This is a genomic window from Anaerobacillus sp. MEB173, from assembly GCF_052119505.1.
Taxonomy (GTDB): Bacteria; Bacillota; Bacilli; order Bacillales; family JBJMAU01; genus JBJMAU01.
Genome location: NZ_JBJMAU010000001.1, coordinates 274,713 through 291,802, shown reverse-complemented (window position 1 = coordinate 291,802; position 17,090 = coordinate 274,713). Strand labels below are relative to the sequence as shown.

The window sequence follows — 17,090 nt, the reverse complement described above, 5'->3', positions numbered from 1 at the left end:
AGGAGGAGACCATGAAACGATCTTATCATGTTGTTGCTATTTCGATTCGGATCGTTCTCAACAACTTTGGTGATTACAATCGAGACGGTATGATGTATGTCTTAAAGGAAAACGAACTGAAAGTAAAAGAAAAGGTTCGGAAAAACCCATTTACACCCGTAGATTTAGTTCAGCCGCTCTGTATCCGGGCAAATGTTGGTGATGAAGTTGAAATTTTATTTGAAAATAACATTCATTATGCGACAGGTATGCATTTTCAAGAAGCGGATTATAATGTTGTAGATTCAGATGGGGCTAACGTGGGTTTTAATCCAGATACCCTTGCTGAACCAGGGGATCAAATTTTATATCGTTTTAGAGTTAATCATGAAGGTGTCTATATGTTTTCCGATTTAGGGAATCCAGATAGTAGTGATGATGGCACAAATATCAATGGTTTATTTGGGTGTTTATTTGCAGAAAAACGAGGATCTTGGTGGACCGATCCTGTTACAGGTGGGCCATTAAATAGTGGTGTATATGCGGATGTTCATCACCCATTTGTACCTTCTTTTCGGGAATATGCGTGGATATTCCACGATGAAATGCCGACAACAGACGTAACTGGAAATAAACCTTTGAGTCCGACAACGAACCAAGAGCGAGAGTCTACTCATGCTGTAAATTACCGCTATGAGCCAGCAGAAAATCGAGTTCGTTTGCTTGAGGAAGGTGTCGTATGTCCAGATTGTGATGGAGAAGAGGTTCACCATGATTCATGGGTATTTGGAGATCCTGCTACTCCGATATTACGCGGATATCGTGGTGACCCTGTCAAAATCAGACTCGTTCATGCCGGTGTAAAGGAAACTCATGTGTTTCATTATCATGTTCATCAATGGTCCAAAGACCCTAAAAATACCGATTCGGAAATATTAGATGCTAAGGCAGTAAGTCCTCAATCGTGGTATACGGTTCAACCCCATTATGGGTTAGGGTCACTTCAAGGAGCGATTGGTGATGCGATTATCCATTGCCATCTTTATCCACATTTTGGTGTTGGGATGTGGGGGATCAATCGTATATTTGATACACTTCAGGACGGAAGTCAATGTTACCCGAATGGGATTCCAATTGAGCAATTGCAACCATTACCTGATCGTCCTTGTCCACCGAAACCGACAAAAGAACGACCTGGTTTTCCAAATTTTATTCCTGGAAAAATCGGCTGTAAAGCGCCAAGACCACCGCTTGGGATTGTTGGCGGACGGGAAATGACGGAGCTTGAAAGAAATGCAGCAGTTTCAAGTGCGAGACCGGGTGCAGTATTTGTTGATCCTTGTGCAGTAGTTGAAAATCCAGAGGTAGTTGAATTTAATGTGTCTCTTATTCAACTACCGATTGTCTATAATCGTCAAGGATGGAACGATCCTATAGGCAGAATCTATGTACGGGATGAAGATATTGATGATGTAGTAAATGGACGTAAGGATCCTGAGCCGTTGGTCCTTCACATGTCAGCGAACACCTGTGTACGGATAAATTTTACAAACCGTTTGCCGGAAGTGGTAGGGGGAAATGCTTTTCAGCTTGTAACAAGGACATATGAAACAGGTATACATGTTCACTTTGTCAAATTTGATGTATTAGTTTCGGATGGGGGAAACATAGGTTGGAATTATGATTCCAGCATTCTTTCTGGAGAAACGATTCGATACGAGTATTACGCCGATGTTGAATTGAAGGCATGGTTTTTCCATGATCACCTCTTTGCGAACTTCCATCAGCAGCATGGTGTCTTTGGTACAGGAGTAGTTCATCCACGTTTTACAACATTTTTGGATTCAAAAACGGGGAATGTAGTTGATCATGGCACACAGATTACTGCGGTCCATGCATTCGTTCCAAATTACCGGGACATTGTTTTAATGGTTCAAGACTTTTCATTACTCTTTGATAAAGACGGTTGTCCACTCCAACCGCCAGATTTCCCTGGTTCTCAGGACGATCCCGGTTTATTTGGGGTGAACTATAAAAACGAGCCACTTCAATTCCGCCTAGGAGACGATTGTGATCCTGCTTATTCCTTTAGTTCATTTGTAAAAGGGGATCCAATTACTCCAATTTTACTTTGTTATGAGGGGGATCCAATAAGGGTTAGGTTATTGCAAGGGGCACAAGAAGAATCTCATAGTTTCAATATTCACGGACTACGCTGGAAGGCTGAGCATCCAGATTCAGAAACAAAGTTCAAGTCACAGCAACACATTGGCATTTCCGAATCGTTTACGTTAGAGATGGCTGTACCGAGATCGGGTGATTATTTGTGGACTTTTGAAACGGAAGAGGACCTCTGGAATGGATTATGGGGACTGATTAGATCATTTGATCAAGAAGTCGATTTTCTTATCCCGCTCCCAGATCGAGAACCACCACCTGAGCGAACATCGCCATTACCAAAACCTACAGGAAAGCCACCTGCACCTGCTGAGATTGTTGTTTCACCTGGTCCAGCTGATGCACCTGTAAAACGCTTTAACATTGTCGCCTTCCATACGCCGATTGTTTACAGTAAATGGGGTGAACAAGATCCATTTGGAATTGTATTTGCACTAGAAGAAGAGGTAGAAGACATAGTAAATGGAAAGAAGAAGCCTGAACCGCTTATTATTAGGGCTAATCAAGGAGAGGTTGTTGAAGTCAACCTGACAAGTAAATTAGAACGTGATCGATTCCCTTTCCCGGATGGGATATGGCCGTACCCACCTGTTAAAGAGCAGGCTTTTTATCCGCCTTCACTTAGAATATCATTGCATCCGCAGCTCCTTGAATATGATGTGAAAACATCCTCAGGGGAAACCGTCGGATTCAATCCTGATCAAACAGTCGGACCGGGGGAAACAGTTACGTACAAATGGTATGTGGATCTTGCTGTTGGAGCATGTGGAATGTGGGATATGGCTGATATTAGAAATCATCGATCACTGGGAACGTTTGGAGCTTTCATTGCTGAGCCACGAGGAACTGAGTATATACATCCTATCAAAGGGACTTTGGTAAGAACTGGAGCAAATGTCATATTACGACATCCTTTTTTACCAGAAACGAGGGAATTTGTACTCGTCATGTATGATGGAGCTCGTTTGATTGATAAAAAAGGAGATCTTATTGTTGACCCAGTGGATGGTATATTGGGAGGGGTAGACCCAAACGAAATTGGAGATCTTGTCGATACGTATGATAACGGATCCAGAGGATTTAATTATCGAACAGAACGTTTAATTAACCGTCTGCGAAAGCACCCTGTATTGAAGGAGTTATTTAGTTCAAAAGTGCATGGAGATCCTTCAACGCCTTTATTTGAAGCATATCCCGGTGATCCGATTACAATCAGGCTCGTCAATCCTTCTGAACGTCGTCGATCACATACGTTTCATTTGCATGGTCATTATTGGAATACTGATGATAAGGATATCGTTTCTGAGATAAAGTCTGTTGAAGGTGAAATTGTTGCAGGTCATGCTGCCGATTTACATGTACACTATGGGGCTGGCAGCTTTTATCATTTACCTGGGGATTACATGTATCGGTCAGGTAATATTCGCTGGGATATTGAACAAGGGATGTGGGGGATTATTCGTGTTCATAAATATCGACAAAAGAATCTGCCTCCACTGAAAAATAAGAAAGGAAAACTTAAATAATGTCAGGTGTGGGGTAAATGAATAAACCAAGTAAATGGTTAATTCTTTGCATTATCTTAGGTGGATTTATGCTCGTAAACTGGTTATGGCCTGAAAATGAAAGATTACCGATCTTAAATATCACAGATGCCTTTTCATTAGAGGAAATTCATGGGGACAGATACGAATCCAATAATAAAAAAGTAAAATTAGTTACGTTTTTTTTCACACAATGTCCTGATATTTGTCCATTAACAATGTTGGATTTTAAAGATTTACAGTCAGAATTGAAGAAGAAAAATTTATTTGGCGATAGAGTGGAACTAATCGCGATTTCATTAGATCCTGAAAATGATCAACCGGAAATCATAAAAAACTATGCAAATTCGTTCCATGCAGATCCTTATGGGTGGAAGTGGTTAAGAGGAACACCAGAAGAAACAAAGCAAATTGCGAATGAGTTTCAAATGCAATATCAAATAGAAGAAGGTGGTACAGTATTGTATCACTCGATAACGATGTATTTAGTAGATGAAAATAATAATATTCGTGCAACCTATGACATGGCAAATTCAAATAAACCAATTAATAAGAGTGTTATATTAGATGATATAAACGTATTAATACAATGAATTGGAGAAAAGCAACGCTACACAAAGCTAGAACAAGTGATGAATGCACCAGTTATATCATATAGCCGACCTAACATAAATTGGATAACCCTCCCATATATTGATAAGAGAAACGAAAGGGGAGGGAGAAGGTTGCAATTTTATTACGGGCAACAAATGCCATTACGAATTTTGGATGAAGCAGAGTTTTGGAAGCATCAGGAGGAAGAACATACGGTTGTCATTAGGGAGCTTGTGCCAAATTTGGAAGCAGAATATGTCGAAGCTTTACAACAGTGGGAGGCAGCACTTAGCGAGACACACCAGCAAGTATTACGATATATTCAGACAGTAGTAAGGTCAGGCTATATGATTACACCGGCATTATGGCAACAGGTGATCCAGTTAGTCGCATATTGTTTAGAGCAGAGCTTACAATTTATAAAGCTTTGTCAAACGATTAAAACTGAAAGTGCCGTGATTAGCGCAAATCCTACAGCAAAAGTGGTTATTGATCATATTATCCGTGAATCCGAATACTTTGTCGGGATTGCGCAGGCATTATTATACAATCAACAGCAAATGTAAGTTTATTTAATAAGAAAAAATTTATTTCGTCTCATTTTCTAAAGTATACTTAGCAATTGAGACGATTTTTGTTTGTTTTTATCTAGTTTACATAATTAATATTATGTAAACTAGAAGGAGGAGAATTTTTACTTCCTTTTAAAAAGGATGACATCATTCAATGTCATCCTTTGGTATATCCATTCTGTCTACAGCGCTTTTTAAATCATCATTTCGGATATGTGTATAGATCATTGTTGTTTGAATGGATGAATGACCGAGTTGGCGTCGTAATTTTGGTACATCGTTAATTTCTGCGTGATATCTTGTTGCAAATGAATGTCGCAGCTTATGTACTGATAATGATGGTTTCCCAAATGCTGTGGCATATTTTTCGATCAGTTTTTCGATGGCTCTAGCGGTTAATCTTCGTGATTTTCCTTTTGGGCCCATTGGTGCAGATACGAACAATGCTTTATTGTTTGCTTCAACATGATATCTACTTGAGCGTATTGCGAGATACTCCTTAAGATCATCCATTGCTAATTTACTAAAAAAAACATATTGTTCTTTATTTCCTTTACGAATCACTCGCACACAGTATTTATTCGTATCTATATCTTCTAAATCTAAATTAACGATCTCTGATAGACGAAGTCCAGAACCGAGGATCAACGAAACAATTGCTGTATCTCGTTCGCGATTTAGCGTGTGAAAATTGGATAATTTTTTGTTATCCTTATTTAGTTGACCGTATTCATGAGCAATAAACATCCGAAATTTTTCATATTCATCACCAAGAAGAATTTTGCCTTCCATCTTATTGGCGATCGTCTCCATACTTTCTTTCAAGTCATTAAATTCTATTTTTGCCATCACATTTCGGTTGAGATAGGGCTTTAAATCACGGGTTTCGGCAATGTTTTGTAAGTAGTTAAATAGGGACTTTAATGCTGATAATTTTCGATTTACAGTAACGGGTTTATTGTCTAATTCATACTGAAGATAGCTTAGAAATTCCTCGACCTGCTGAACGGTTAGCGTTTCTAACAGATCTAATGAAATGTCTTTAATGTGACCAGAATGTGAGTTATTTGTTTGAAGCCATGAAAAAAAGATTTTATAATCATGAGCATAATTCAATAATGAAGCTGCAGAAAGTTTTCGTTTTTTAAATGTAATGTATTCATCTACATACCATGGTAATTCCATAAGTAATTGCTGAAGTTTAAGATAATGTTGTTTTTGTGCATCGTTTGTCAAAAAAATCACCTCAATAGGTATTATTCTAGATGAAACTAAATATTCCTCTATTTTATTACATCAAATTATTATTTTACGTAATAATCTTTTTTCTTGGAGTTACTTCAAAAAACGATTTCACATCTTCCTCTTACTTCGAATTCATATAATGATTAATCATACATCTAAATGCTTTACCAATCTGTTTAACTGAATTTTGTTATATGGTACGCCTTTACGTACCATAATGATTGATCATCGTAAATTAGGATTAATTGAATTGAAATGCTATTTCTATATAACAAATTTAGAGTTAAACCTCGGGATTTTTTTCATTTGTGCTCAAAATAACTATTCTATGAAAATATTACATTAAACCCATTGAAGTTTAACTCCATTGTTCATACGTCTTCCCTCTAAAACGTCCTTAACAATTATAGTTAAAATTATGCCGTTTCCCACGCACGACTAGGAAATAGAAAAGTAATATGCTAAGCAAGCTCAAACTAACCGTAAATGTACAAATATATCCTAAGTATGGGTGTAACCCTTGATAAAGTAACGGAAATATACCTAACGAATAATCCAATGCATCATTTGCAATTGTCCATACTGTAACAATGGCAAGATGCTTTACGTTAAAGCTAAAAACATTGCTGAATAATACTGCTTGTGCCGCCATCCCTAAATGAGAAATGATCAGCATATAACTTGTCCAGTTAAGGCTTCCGCCAGCCGCATCCGTTAACACAATCATTACTACGGCCCATACTCCATATTTAAATAAAGCTACGGCGCCAAGTGCTTCAATGATTGGCCATCTTCTACCAAATAAAAAGCTTAATAAAGTGATTGTAAAAAAGAAACTGGCTGTAGGACTATCCGGTACAAATGGCCATAACCACTTAGTTGTTTGGACAAACTGAGGCAAATACCATATATACCCATATATAGTACCTACTAAATTGATAATAAATAATAATCTGATGTTCTCTTTCTTTCTAAGCCATTCTTTCAACCATACTATTACCCAGTACAGCAATGAAACCCTCTCCCAATATTCAACTTTTTAATCATTTTAGGTGAAAAGTCTCCCTCTTCAATTTCTTGCAGCGCCCTGAAATAAGTGTGAGACCAATTGTAATTGCTAGACTTAAAGATGAATGTAATTTTTTAAGCATTTAATAGGTTATCTTTTGGAACATCGAATTAAGGACTTATGTTCATTGATTGTTGATGTTGAGTCATCGTATTCAACCACTTGAAGTTGATACTGAAATTATACAGCAAAAAAGTATAGTTCCCTAAAATTAATATGAGGAACTATACTTTTTTGCTTTTTAGGGACTTTTCAGTTGCCTTTAATTAGAACTGGGTGATTTTTTTTCATAGAGTAACCAAGCTTGAAATAGAAAAACAATGATCATCTACCTCTTTTGTGTTTCAGCTACATGTTTGACACGTTCTAAAAACTGAACGACTACCTTTTCAGTTGCAAATAATAAAAATAATTTCACAAACCACTTTAATGGTCGATTTGTCACTGTATATCTAAAGAAAGTTTTTGTATCATTAATTTTTTTTAATTCATAAAGTGCTGTTATTTCAAACATATTAGCAAGTGTAAATCCTACCTTTAGTTTTTTCTCGTCAGTTCCATTTATATATTCTAATGTTTCTACATCATATTCTTCTGTACGCTTCCCTTCTTTATATTTCTGGCGATATACACTTCCAACTACTTCTTCCGTAACGTTAACTGGCTTATGTTCAACGACTTGAGGCATGATTTGTTGCATATTTTCTAAAGAACTATCGAGAAAAGTCCAAACCTGTTCAATTGAAGCATCTATTTCAATGTCTTTTGTCCATTTTTTCACCGTAAAACACCTCTACTATATTAACGCTTTGAAAATCGGGTTCATATATTTACTATTATCTTATATTCGTTACCTATTTTTCACAATACTATCCGAATGAAAGTCAATTATTAACTGCCATTCGACCGAGGGGACAGTTTTCATTTATAATGTCCACTACATCATATACTGAAATTGGAAACAGTGGGAATCCAAACACATATGGAGTAATATCATAGAGCTGAAAATAAATAACGATCACTTTATCGGCTATATAATAGTCTTGGTTTGGCTTTATGGCTGTAAAGTCACTAATTAACTGGATATTTCTCTCTTTGATTTGCAGGTCAATTAAGCTTGAAAGTTTTTTAATATAGTCGCTATTAGGCATAAACAAATCTTTCAGCCCACAACGCTTTCCTTCTTTCAGATCGAACGTTAATGACTTTATATATGTCATGCCGTGTGCTGCCTTGTCATGATACGTATAATTGGAAAGTGATAAGCTCAGCACGTGGCGTTGATTATTTTTAATTTCATATTCTCCAAGCATATCTTTCACTGTTGTCGGCATATTACCTGTTCAATTGTACCCCATCCTTTACTATTTTTACTCATTTTTATTCCTATAAAACTATGAATATGTTTAAAAGGATCTATCCCTATCCCCTACATTCACCTATACATTTTTTTCATCTTCCTCATAGCTTAGTAAAAAAGGAGAATCATGATGAACGGTGCTAACAAAGTGTTACTCAATTATCCAATAACAATAAAAACAATGTCTTTACTATCCGATAAAGGAAAAAAAGCTGTTTGGTTGATTAAAACGGATTCGGGTGAATTCATATTAAAAAAAGTACCAATGCAGAAAGAGCGCCTAAATTTCATGGCCCATGCGATCGGATTTTTAAGAAAAAACGGTGTCCTCACACCAGAAGTCATGTATACAAACAGTAATGAGCCATATGTGTTGTTTAATGGTGAGTATTACATTTTATTTGAAGCGATTACAGGGAGAAAGCCTAATTATAAGAAGGGCAAAGAGCTGGCTTCGATTATGCGTGGGTTGGCGAACTTTCATAAAGCATCAACAGGGATTGAGATACCAGTAAACAGCAAGCCTTCCTACTTACTTGGAACATGGAAGGAAGAGTACGAAAAACGTTATCAGCAATTAATAAAATGGAAAAATTTGTGTTCAACTTATCGTAAAAAAAGTAAATTTGATTCGTTGTTCCTCCTCCATGTTGATCAATTTTTGAATCAATGTCGGAAATCGCTGCAGATGTTGAAGGACTCCTGCTACGACGATTGGGTAGAACTAACAACAACAAATCATAACGTTTGTCACCAGGATTTTGCAGCCGGTAATTTAGCCTTAGATCGCAACAACAACCTCCATGTGTTTGATATGGATTCCTTGACGATTGATTTGCCAGTGCGTGACATAAGAAAAATATTAAATAAAGTGATGAAAAAACAAACAAAATGGGACCTTAAGCTTTTAAAGAAGATGCTGCATGAGTATGAGACTGTCTTTCCATTGACAAAGGATCAGCATACTGTGTTAGTCGCCGGTCTCTTATTCCCTCACCTTTTCTACGGTCAGGTTTCGAAATACTTTGAAAATCGGGAAACAGGTTCAACGGAGGAAAAGCGATTGCAGCGGTTAAAAGAAATGATTGCTACTGAAACAAGTAAAGAACAAGTACTCAATTCCTATCAATCATCACCATAAAAAAGGCCTGCATCTTAGTTAGATGTAGTCCTTTTGACTTTCTATCATTCTAGCGATGCTTATTTATTTATGAACATGTTCCGTTTCAATTATTGACCGCAATCGCTATATTTTTATCGACATGACGCCACAAATTAGGACAGGATTTTTTCGGGTGCAAGATAACGATGAGTCTAGATATGTCATAGGTGCTGGCTGTTTTAATAAAAATATAATTAGTATTTTTTTGTAAGAGAAGTCGATTAATGTAAAACGATAACAAAAGGGGAATGATGGATTTTGTAGAAATCAAGATACATAGTAAAAGGCATTACAGAACTCGACATAATTAAGAAGGGGTGGATTAATATGTTCAAATGGATGCCATATAAGGAAGAAGAAACTTGTGAAAGAAAACTTGTCAGAATCATGAGACGTTTGAAGATTGAAGACTTTACGTTTAACTATGATCGCACCAGCTGTTATATTGAATTTCAGTACAAGAATGAGATTTATAAACTAGAACACTCCGTTCAAAAAGCAGCCAAAAAAGGAAGAGTCGTGTTACGTAATGGATTAGATTGTTTAAATGAACTGGTTCAATCTCTTGAAGATTTGTCTCAAATTATTGACAGAGGAACATATAAGCTTGAGAACTGGATCGCAGGTATGAAAAAGTCATCTTCATCCGAATTAATCCCAGAATATACTGAGGAGGTTCACATCAGATATCAATCTGTAGGAAAATCTAAGCCATCTGATTATCAAGATGATGAGGATTTTGTTCATGCTTCGTCTGAACCATCTCTAAAAAACTTCGATCGCAGGAAACTTATTGATCGTATACAAAATAAATGATTAAGAAAAATGAGAAGGTGCTTTTGCTAACACCTTCCCATTTTTTGTTTCGGTCCTCTCAATTTTGTCAATATTTTCTCCATGTTGACATGGTAAGTCATTTAACCTGATAAAAAGTACTCTCTTCACTCAGGTCTTCCGTTTTCATATGGCTTCAAAATTCCATAGATCGTTTCAATTACAGGGGTTGTTACACCGTGTTTGCGTGCAATACGAAGTGCCCCGCCGTGTAAATGCTCAACTTCTAATGGAAGTCCTTTTCGCATATCCTGATGCATAGAAGAGGTTGATTCCTTTGGAAAGCTGATTAAGCTGTTTGCGATCGCTTCTTTTTCCTCTGTAGATAAAGCAATTCCCTCTTTTTCAGCCAGCATGCCCATTTCAAAGACTACCTTTTTAGCAGTGGTAAATGTCGCATCATTACTTGCCATGTATCCAGATGGAAGCTGCATGGCTGAAGTGACTCCAGAGAAGGCTGTGATGAATATGTATTTTTTCCACATATGCTTTAAAATGTGTTCTTCTCTTTTGAGTTTAGTTTTGATATTTGCTTGTACTGCTTCTAGCTGATCACAAATGTTATGTTGTTCGGGATGCAGGGCACCGAATTTTAACAAACTATTCGCGTTCGAATGCACGACATGTCCCCGTTCATTCAGCGTTGCGATAATGGAAGCAAACCCCCCTAACACCTTTTCTTCACCAACGGCTTGTTTTAAAGCCTCTACATGCTCGATCCCATTTAATAGCGGCATTACATATGCTCCTGTTCGTTCTGCAATCGTTTGAACTTGTGGGAGAGCATCAGCAAGATGGTAGCCTTTGACCGCTAGGATCAGCAAATCAATATCATTGACTTCTTCAGGTTTTGTGTAGACGGTAATGTCTTGTTGCTCAAAGTTTCCTTCAGGGCTGTTGATTTTTAGACCTTCTTGTTGCAGTTGAGCTGCTCGTCTTTCTCTGACAAAAAAGGATACGTTTTCCCCTGTTTCAAGCAGTCTCCCGCCAAAATAAACACCTAATGCACCTGCACCATGTACTAAAATATTCAAATAAATTCCTCCTTTACCTCTTTTCTGCATATGTTATCACGGAAAAGCAATTCTGACTATTATAAATAATTATTTTGTTATTGATTTTTCCATTTCACTTCGGTGAGTGCTTGATTGTTCGTAACAATGTCAAGAAACACCCGTAATGCTTTCGTTTGGAATGGTGATTGAAGTACCGTAGAAAATTGCCGTTTAATCTCGATTCCTTTCACAGGTATGATACAAAGTGTTCCTGAGGCAATTTCTTTATGTACAGTCCAATCGGAAAGAAGTGTAATACCAAGCCCCGCTTCAACAGACTCCTTAATTAATTGTGTGCTGCCAAAATCCAATGTCTTCTTAGGTGAGAAATCGTATTGTTGAAACATTTTTTCTGCAGCTGCTCTTGTTCCGGAGCCTTTCTCCCTGATGATCCATGTTTCATTAATGAGGTCTTCCCATTCAACATTTTGTTGTTGAGAAAGGTGATGATCATTTGCTGCGATAATGTACATGGAATCTTCAGAAAAAGGTTCGATGATTAAATGTTTGTTCTCATACTGCCCTTCTACGATGCCGACATCTAACTGGTGACCTAACACTAATTCAGCAATGTCCTTAGTGTTCCCGATCGTCACATTTGGTGTAATAAGCGGGTACTCCTTCTCCATTTTTGCAATAATGTGGGGAAGAACGTATTCACCAAATGTGTAACTTGCTCCAATCGAAAGAGGTCCATTCGCATTATTCGTCAGATCGTCGATTAGATAATGCATTTTTGTGTAAAGACCTAGTATCTCCTTCGCATGATGGTAAACAATTTCCCCAGCCTTATTCAAACGGACATATTTATTTGTTCGCTCAAGCAATTTAGTTCCCATCGTTTGTTCTAATTGTCGGATATATTGACTGACTGCTGGCTGTGTCATGTGCAGTTCTTCAGCTGCACGTGAAAAATTCTCCTTCTCTGCTACGGCAACAAATACTTGCAATTGTTGGTCCATTTCACTCACCTCGCTTTGTTATCTTATCTTCTATTATACGGGTTTACTTATGATAAGCATCATAAATATTTATTTTTCTTATTATAGAAAATCCCTTATTCTTACATTACCACTACAATTTCAGGAGGGATTACATGTCACCGTACGAAGCGAGGCAATATGATGAACAGTTTAGTAATATAGAACCAGAACAAGAACCTAAACCAAAGTCATCGGAATGGCTCCTATTTCTAGGTGGAGTGGCATTTACTTTTTTTATTGCATTGCTCGGCTTTTTCCTGGCAAAGCTACCTGGTTTTAATCAAGTTGGTCTGTTAGCATCAGCGATTTTGATCGCGATCTTGTATCGCCAGCTCTTTGATTATCCAGAAAAGATTCGTTCGGGTATTGATTTTTCAGCAAAGAAAATCCTGCGGTTGGCCATTATCCTTTACGGTCTCAAATTAAATATTGGCATCGTCATTTCCGACGGACTTGGATTACTGATTCGAGATGTTGGTGTGATCATTTTTGCTATTTTACTAACATTGTGGCTCGCAAAACGGTTTAAAGCTGATAAAAATATTTCCCTTCTTCTTGGAGTTGGTACTGGAGTATGCGGGGCAGCGGCAATTGCAGCGGTCGCACCGATTGTTAAAGCAAAGGATGAGGATACAGCATTAAGTGTTGGTATTATTGCACTTGTCGGTACGATTTTTGCGATTACGTACACGATATTACGACCAATTTTACCAATGGCTGATGTTGAATATGGAATATGGTCTGGAATTAGCTTACACGAAATCGCTCACGTCGCACTTGCAGCTGCTCCCGGCGGGGAAGATGCCTTAGCGATGGGTCTGTTAGCCAAACTTGGCAGGGTGTTTCTACTTGTGCCCCTCTGCTTTATCTTGATGTACTGGATGAAGCGTAAAAGTGATGGCAAAGAATCAGCACAGTCAAAAGTTCCTTTTCCTTACTTTTTAATTGGCTTTATTGTCATGAGTATTTTAGGAAGCTATGTCTTTGGGGCTTCAATTCCAGTGCCTGATGGCTTTATGGACGGTGTAGCGACATTTTCAACATGGTGTTTGACAGCAGCTATGGTAGGACTTGGTTTGAATGTGAATTTGAAAGATGTACGGACAAAGGCTTTACGTCCTTTGTTTGCGATGGGGATCACGTCTATACTACTTTCAATCATTACATTTTTCATCATTTAATGATGTACGGTACTAAATCAATTTTTTAATGAAAACTGGCCTAAAGAACACATCTCTAAGCCAGTTTTTTGTTTTGCAACAATCTTGCACTAACTACTACGTTTATTTAAAAGAGTATCTGAATTTTTAAATGCAACATAAAAGTAGCAGCCGTTTAAAATAGTCAGTACGACTAAACCAAAAAATACATTACTATAGATGATTGCATTTCCAGAGGCAATAGCCATTGGATTTAACACGACGGAACTGTTGTAATCTAAAATTTTTCCGATAATGGCTCCCCCGAATGCACCTGACATGAAATTGAAGAGGTTATAAATTCCCATCCCAACCCCGATTTCATTTCTTGGGAGAGCTGTTGCGATTAGACTTGCTGTTCCGGTTTGAAGAAATGGAAAAGCAACATATGTAACAATAATCATTATACTTATGATCCAAGCAGCGCTACCGATAAAGGTCGATATTAAAAATAAGCCAATGATCATAAGTGCAAACGCTATAAAGATTACTTGCCTTCCACCGCGTGAATCAGTTAATATTCCTGCCCATTTACCAGTAAAAGCAGCAGCCATTGCTCCAGGGAACAGTGTAAGACCTACATACAATGAACTCAATCCATTGATCTCACTTAACATTAAAGGCATCATAAACATCATTCCAAACATTGTCATGATGGCTAAAAATCCAGCAATAATCGTTGTTCGATATGAGGTATTACGAAATAAATTTGGATGAATAAACGGGTTATCGACTGTGAATATTCTCCTCGTAAACAAACTAAAGAATATAATGCTAAAGAAGATATACCACCAATTTACCATTGTAATGAAGAGCATGAGAGTAGCGACTGCAATGGCAATGTAGACAGCTCCTAGTATATCAACTTGCCCTTCCTTCTTTTTCTCTTCAGGCATCCATTTTCGAAAAAACGGTATCGTAAGTAATACAAGCCCAGAAATTAAAAATAAATATTGCCAGTTTAGCGTACCTGCAATAAATCCACCAATAACCGGTCCAATTCCAGAGGCAAAGGCCATTGTGCTTGAAACAATCCCTAATACTTTCCCTCTCTCTTCAGGAAAATACCTTGTTGGTACAATAAAAACCAATGCGACGATAGAGGATGCCCCTGTAGCTTGAATCATTCGTGATAGAATGACCATTAAATAATTTGGTGAAAAGAACCCCAAAATTGACCCTGCCGCAAACAAGCTAAGTCCAATAGTCAGCAATGTTTTTAAAGGGTAAATATCAGCAAGCTTTCCGTACATTAATGCTCCGATGGCATAAAGGATAATATACCCTGTGACCACCCAGCTTACTTGTGAGGGTGTAAGAGAAAATGAAAGAGCTATGTCTGGGACCGCAATCATGAACATTGTGCCATTCATAACAGAAAATAATAAGACAGAACAAATCAGAAAAATGATCTTCTTTTTTTCGGATTTGGATAGCTGGTCATCGACACTTAGGTGTTCAGCGATTGTTGTCAATTTTTTTGATCTCCTTCCTATTATTAACAAACCTACTTGAATAGCATAAACAGGAAACCTAAAAAAATTCAAGTATTGTGATTCAGATCCTCGAGCCTTTCTCTACTGTGAGAGAGGCTTTATTTATTAATTTATCGTTTTGTTTACATTTTCTAAAGATTGAACATTTTGGGGTGATTTTTAGCAAACTACCAAGAAGTGATTAATTCATCAATCTAAACACTTAAATGTATCAACCACTACTTTCTTTACTAGTTATATAAAAAAATTCCTTTGAATATAATGAATGTGAATTTGTCGCTACTGTCTCTAAAACGTTTAAATGATCATTAAGACGATGTTTAATGTGGCTTTACAATGAATTGCTGTAAACAAGTGTTGCTGCGTTTTTTTGAAGAAAGGTTTAAAGGTTGCTAGCTTGTTTGTTACTTTCATTATTTACTATCACATTCATGGGGGTCACAAAAAATGGAAAGATATTTCGATTTTAAAGCACATGGAACAAATTATCGTCAAGAGACAATTGCTGGTGTGACAACGTTTTTATCGATGGCTTATATTTTATTTGTAAACCCGCTCATCCTTGCTGATGCAGGAATGGACTTGGGAGCTGTTTTTACCGCAACAGCGTTGGCGGCTGCAATCGGGACATTAATAATGGGGCTATTAGCTAAATATCCAATTGCATTAGCTCCTGGGATGGGATTAAATGCCTTTTTTGCCTATTCAGTTGTCTTAGGGATGGGTATTGACTGGCAAGTGGCATTATTAGGTGTATTTATATCAGGGATTATTTTTATCCTCATTACTATTTTTAAGATTCGTGAAACGATTATTAATGCAATACCTGCTGAATTAAAATATGCTGCAGCAGCCGGTATTGGATTATTTATTGCCTTTATTGGCTTTAAGAACTCTGGAATCATCGTAGGAGATGAAGCAACATTTGTCACGTTAGGTAATCTGACCGCTGGTCCAACATTGTTAACCGTTTTTGGTTTGGTTGTTACCTTTATTTTTATGTTACGTGGATTTGTAGGTGGCATTTTTTATGGAATGATTTTAACATCGATTGCTGGAATCATGACTCAAATCATCCCTATGCCTACAGCCATCGTTGGGGCAGTACCTAGTTTAGCCCCTACATTTGGTGTCTTGTTTACAGAAGTTACTTTTGATCAAATCTTAACGTTTCAATTACTCATCGTTGTTTTAACATTTTTATTTGTAGACTTTTTTGATACAGCAGGAACTCTCTATGCGGTAGCAAACCAGGCTGGATTTATAAAAAATAATAAGCTCCCTCGTGCGGGCAAAGCATTGATTGCAGATTCAACTGCGACATCGATTGGGGCGATTCTTGGAACGTCAACGACAACGTCTTATATCGAATCAGCTGCAGGAATTTCTGCTGGGGGGAGAACTGGATTTACTTCAATCATTACAGCCGGTCTTTTCATTGTTGCTCTATTCTTTTCACCTTTACTTGCTGTCGTAACGGCAGAAGTCACAGCACCTGCGTTAATTATTGTTGGTGTAATGATGGCTTCATCATTAGCACTTATTGATTGGAAACGGTTTGAAATTGCTGTACCTGCATTTTTAACGGTTATTACAATGCCTTTAACTTTTAGTATTGCTACAGGTATTGCCATCGGTTTTATCATGTACCCAGTGACGATGCTTGTAAAAGGAAAAGCGAAAGACGTTCACCCTATTATGTATGTGTTGTTTTTTGTTTTCCTTTCCTACTTTATCTTTTTAAAGTAAGGGAATAGCAAAAATAAACTGAAATGAGATGAAACCTGCCCGCTTAGAATTAGTGACTCTAAGCGGGCAGG

The 17,090-nt window shown here is 37.4% G+C and carries 13 protein-coding genes and 1 pseudogene; 7 read left to right on the top strand and 7 right to left on the bottom strand.

What is annotated here, in order from left to right; genetic code table 11:
• The first annotated feature begins 11 nt into the window (after window positions 1-11).
• The 3 genes from ACJ2A9_RS01415 (at window position 12) to ACJ2A9_RS01405 (ending at window position 4,861) form a co-directional block, all read left to right on the top strand.
• A complete protein-coding gene (locus ACJ2A9_RS01415) occupies window positions 12-3,683 on the top strand; it encodes a multicopper oxidase domain-containing protein (RefSeq protein WP_441419817.1) in 3,672 nt (1,223 codons plus the stop codon).
• A 17-nt stretch (window positions 3,684-3,700) separates the two neighbouring features.
• Window positions 3,701-4,294 carry an SCO family protein gene (locus tag ACJ2A9_RS01410; RefSeq protein WP_441419816.1) on the top strand — a complete coding sequence of 198 codons (594 nt, stop codon included), beginning with the start codon at window positions 3,701-3,703 and terminating at the stop codon, window positions 4,292-4,294.
• 132 nt (window positions 4,295-4,426) lie between these two features.
• Window positions 4,427-4,861 carry a DUF2935 domain-containing protein gene (locus ACJ2A9_RS01405; RefSeq protein WP_441419815.1) on the top strand — a complete coding sequence of 145 codons (435 nt, stop codon included), beginning with the start codon at window positions 4,427-4,429 and terminating at the stop codon, window positions 4,859-4,861.
• A 153-nt stretch (window positions 4,862-5,014) separates the two neighbouring features.
• Here the strand turns inward: ACJ2A9_RS01405 and xerS are convergent, their stop codons facing one another.
• The 4 genes and pseudogenes from xerS to ACJ2A9_RS01385 all read right to left on the bottom strand — a co-directional run.
• A complete protein-coding gene (gene xerS / locus ACJ2A9_RS01400) occupies window positions 5,015-6,103 on the bottom strand; it encodes a tyrosine recombinase XerS (RefSeq protein WP_441419814.1) in 1,089 nt (362 codons plus the stop codon).
• 406 nt (window positions 6,104-6,509) lie between these two features.
• Window positions 6,510-7,124, bottom strand: a complete 615-nt coding sequence (locus tag ACJ2A9_RS01395) for a DUF1405 domain-containing protein (RefSeq protein ID WP_441419813.1) — start codon at window positions 7,122-7,124, stop codon at window positions 6,510-6,512.
• 385 nt (window positions 7,125-7,509) lie between these two features.
• Window positions 7,510-7,962 (bottom strand): SRPBCC family protein, encoded by a 453-nt coding sequence (locus ACJ2A9_RS01390; protein WP_441419812.1) that lies wholly within the window; start codon window positions 7,960-7,962, stop codon window positions 7,510-7,512.
• Window positions 7,963-8,065: 103 nt separating this feature from the next.
• A pseudogene (locus ACJ2A9_RS01385) lies at window positions 8,066-8,521 on the bottom strand (DUF3298 domain-containing protein); the annotation flags it as partial.
• A 150-nt stretch (window positions 8,522-8,671) separates the two neighbouring features.
• Here ACJ2A9_RS01385 and ACJ2A9_RS01380 point away from each other — a divergent pair.
• Together ACJ2A9_RS01380 and ACJ2A9_RS01375 are read left to right on the top strand one after the other, a co-directional pair.
• A complete protein-coding gene (locus tag ACJ2A9_RS01380) occupies window positions 8,672-9,682 on the top strand; it encodes a CotS family spore coat protein (protein WP_441419811.1) in 1,011 nt (336 codons plus the stop codon).
• 348 nt (window positions 9,683-10,030) lie between these two features.
• Entirely contained in the window at window positions 10,031-10,519 is a 489-nt protein-coding gene (locus ACJ2A9_RS01375) for a hypothetical protein (RefSeq protein WP_441419810.1), read from the top strand.
• Between the two features lie 125 nt (window positions 10,520-10,644).
• On the opposite strand, the gene ACJ2A9_RS01370 is transcribed toward ACJ2A9_RS01375, so the two are convergent.
• Together ACJ2A9_RS01370 and ACJ2A9_RS01365 are read right to left on the bottom strand one after the other, a co-directional pair.
• Window positions 10,645-11,571, bottom strand: coding sequence for a ketopantoate reductase family protein (locus ACJ2A9_RS01370; RefSeq protein WP_441419809.1), 927 nt, complete (start codon window positions 11,569-11,571; stop codon window positions 10,645-10,647).
• A gap of 77 nt (window positions 11,572-11,648) precedes the next feature.
• Window positions 11,649-12,554 (bottom strand): LysR family transcriptional regulator, encoded by a 906-nt coding sequence (locus tag ACJ2A9_RS01365; RefSeq protein WP_441419808.1) that lies wholly within the window; start codon window positions 12,552-12,554, stop codon window positions 11,649-11,651.
• 134 nt (window positions 12,555-12,688) lie between these two features.
• On the opposite strand from ACJ2A9_RS01365, the gene ACJ2A9_RS01360 reads away from it, so the two are divergent.
• A complete protein-coding gene (locus ACJ2A9_RS01360; RefSeq protein ID WP_441419807.1) occupies window positions 12,689-13,756 on the top strand; it encodes a YeiH family protein in 1,068 nt (355 codons plus the stop codon).
• 89 nt (window positions 13,757-13,845) lie between these two features.
• Here the strand turns inward: ACJ2A9_RS01360 and ACJ2A9_RS01355 are convergent, their stop codons facing one another.
• Window positions 13,846-15,249, bottom strand: coding sequence for an MFS transporter (locus tag ACJ2A9_RS01355; RefSeq protein ID WP_441419806.1), 1,404 nt, complete (start codon window positions 15,247-15,249; stop codon window positions 13,846-13,848).
• 468 nt (window positions 15,250-15,717) lie between these two features.
• Here ACJ2A9_RS01355 and ACJ2A9_RS01350 point away from each other — a divergent pair, with 468 nt between their 5' ends.
• A complete protein-coding gene (locus tag ACJ2A9_RS01350; protein ID WP_441419805.1) occupies window positions 15,718-17,019 on the top strand; it encodes an NCS2 family permease in 1,302 nt (433 codons plus the stop codon).
• The last annotated feature ends 71 nt before the right edge of the window (window positions 17,020-17,090 follow it).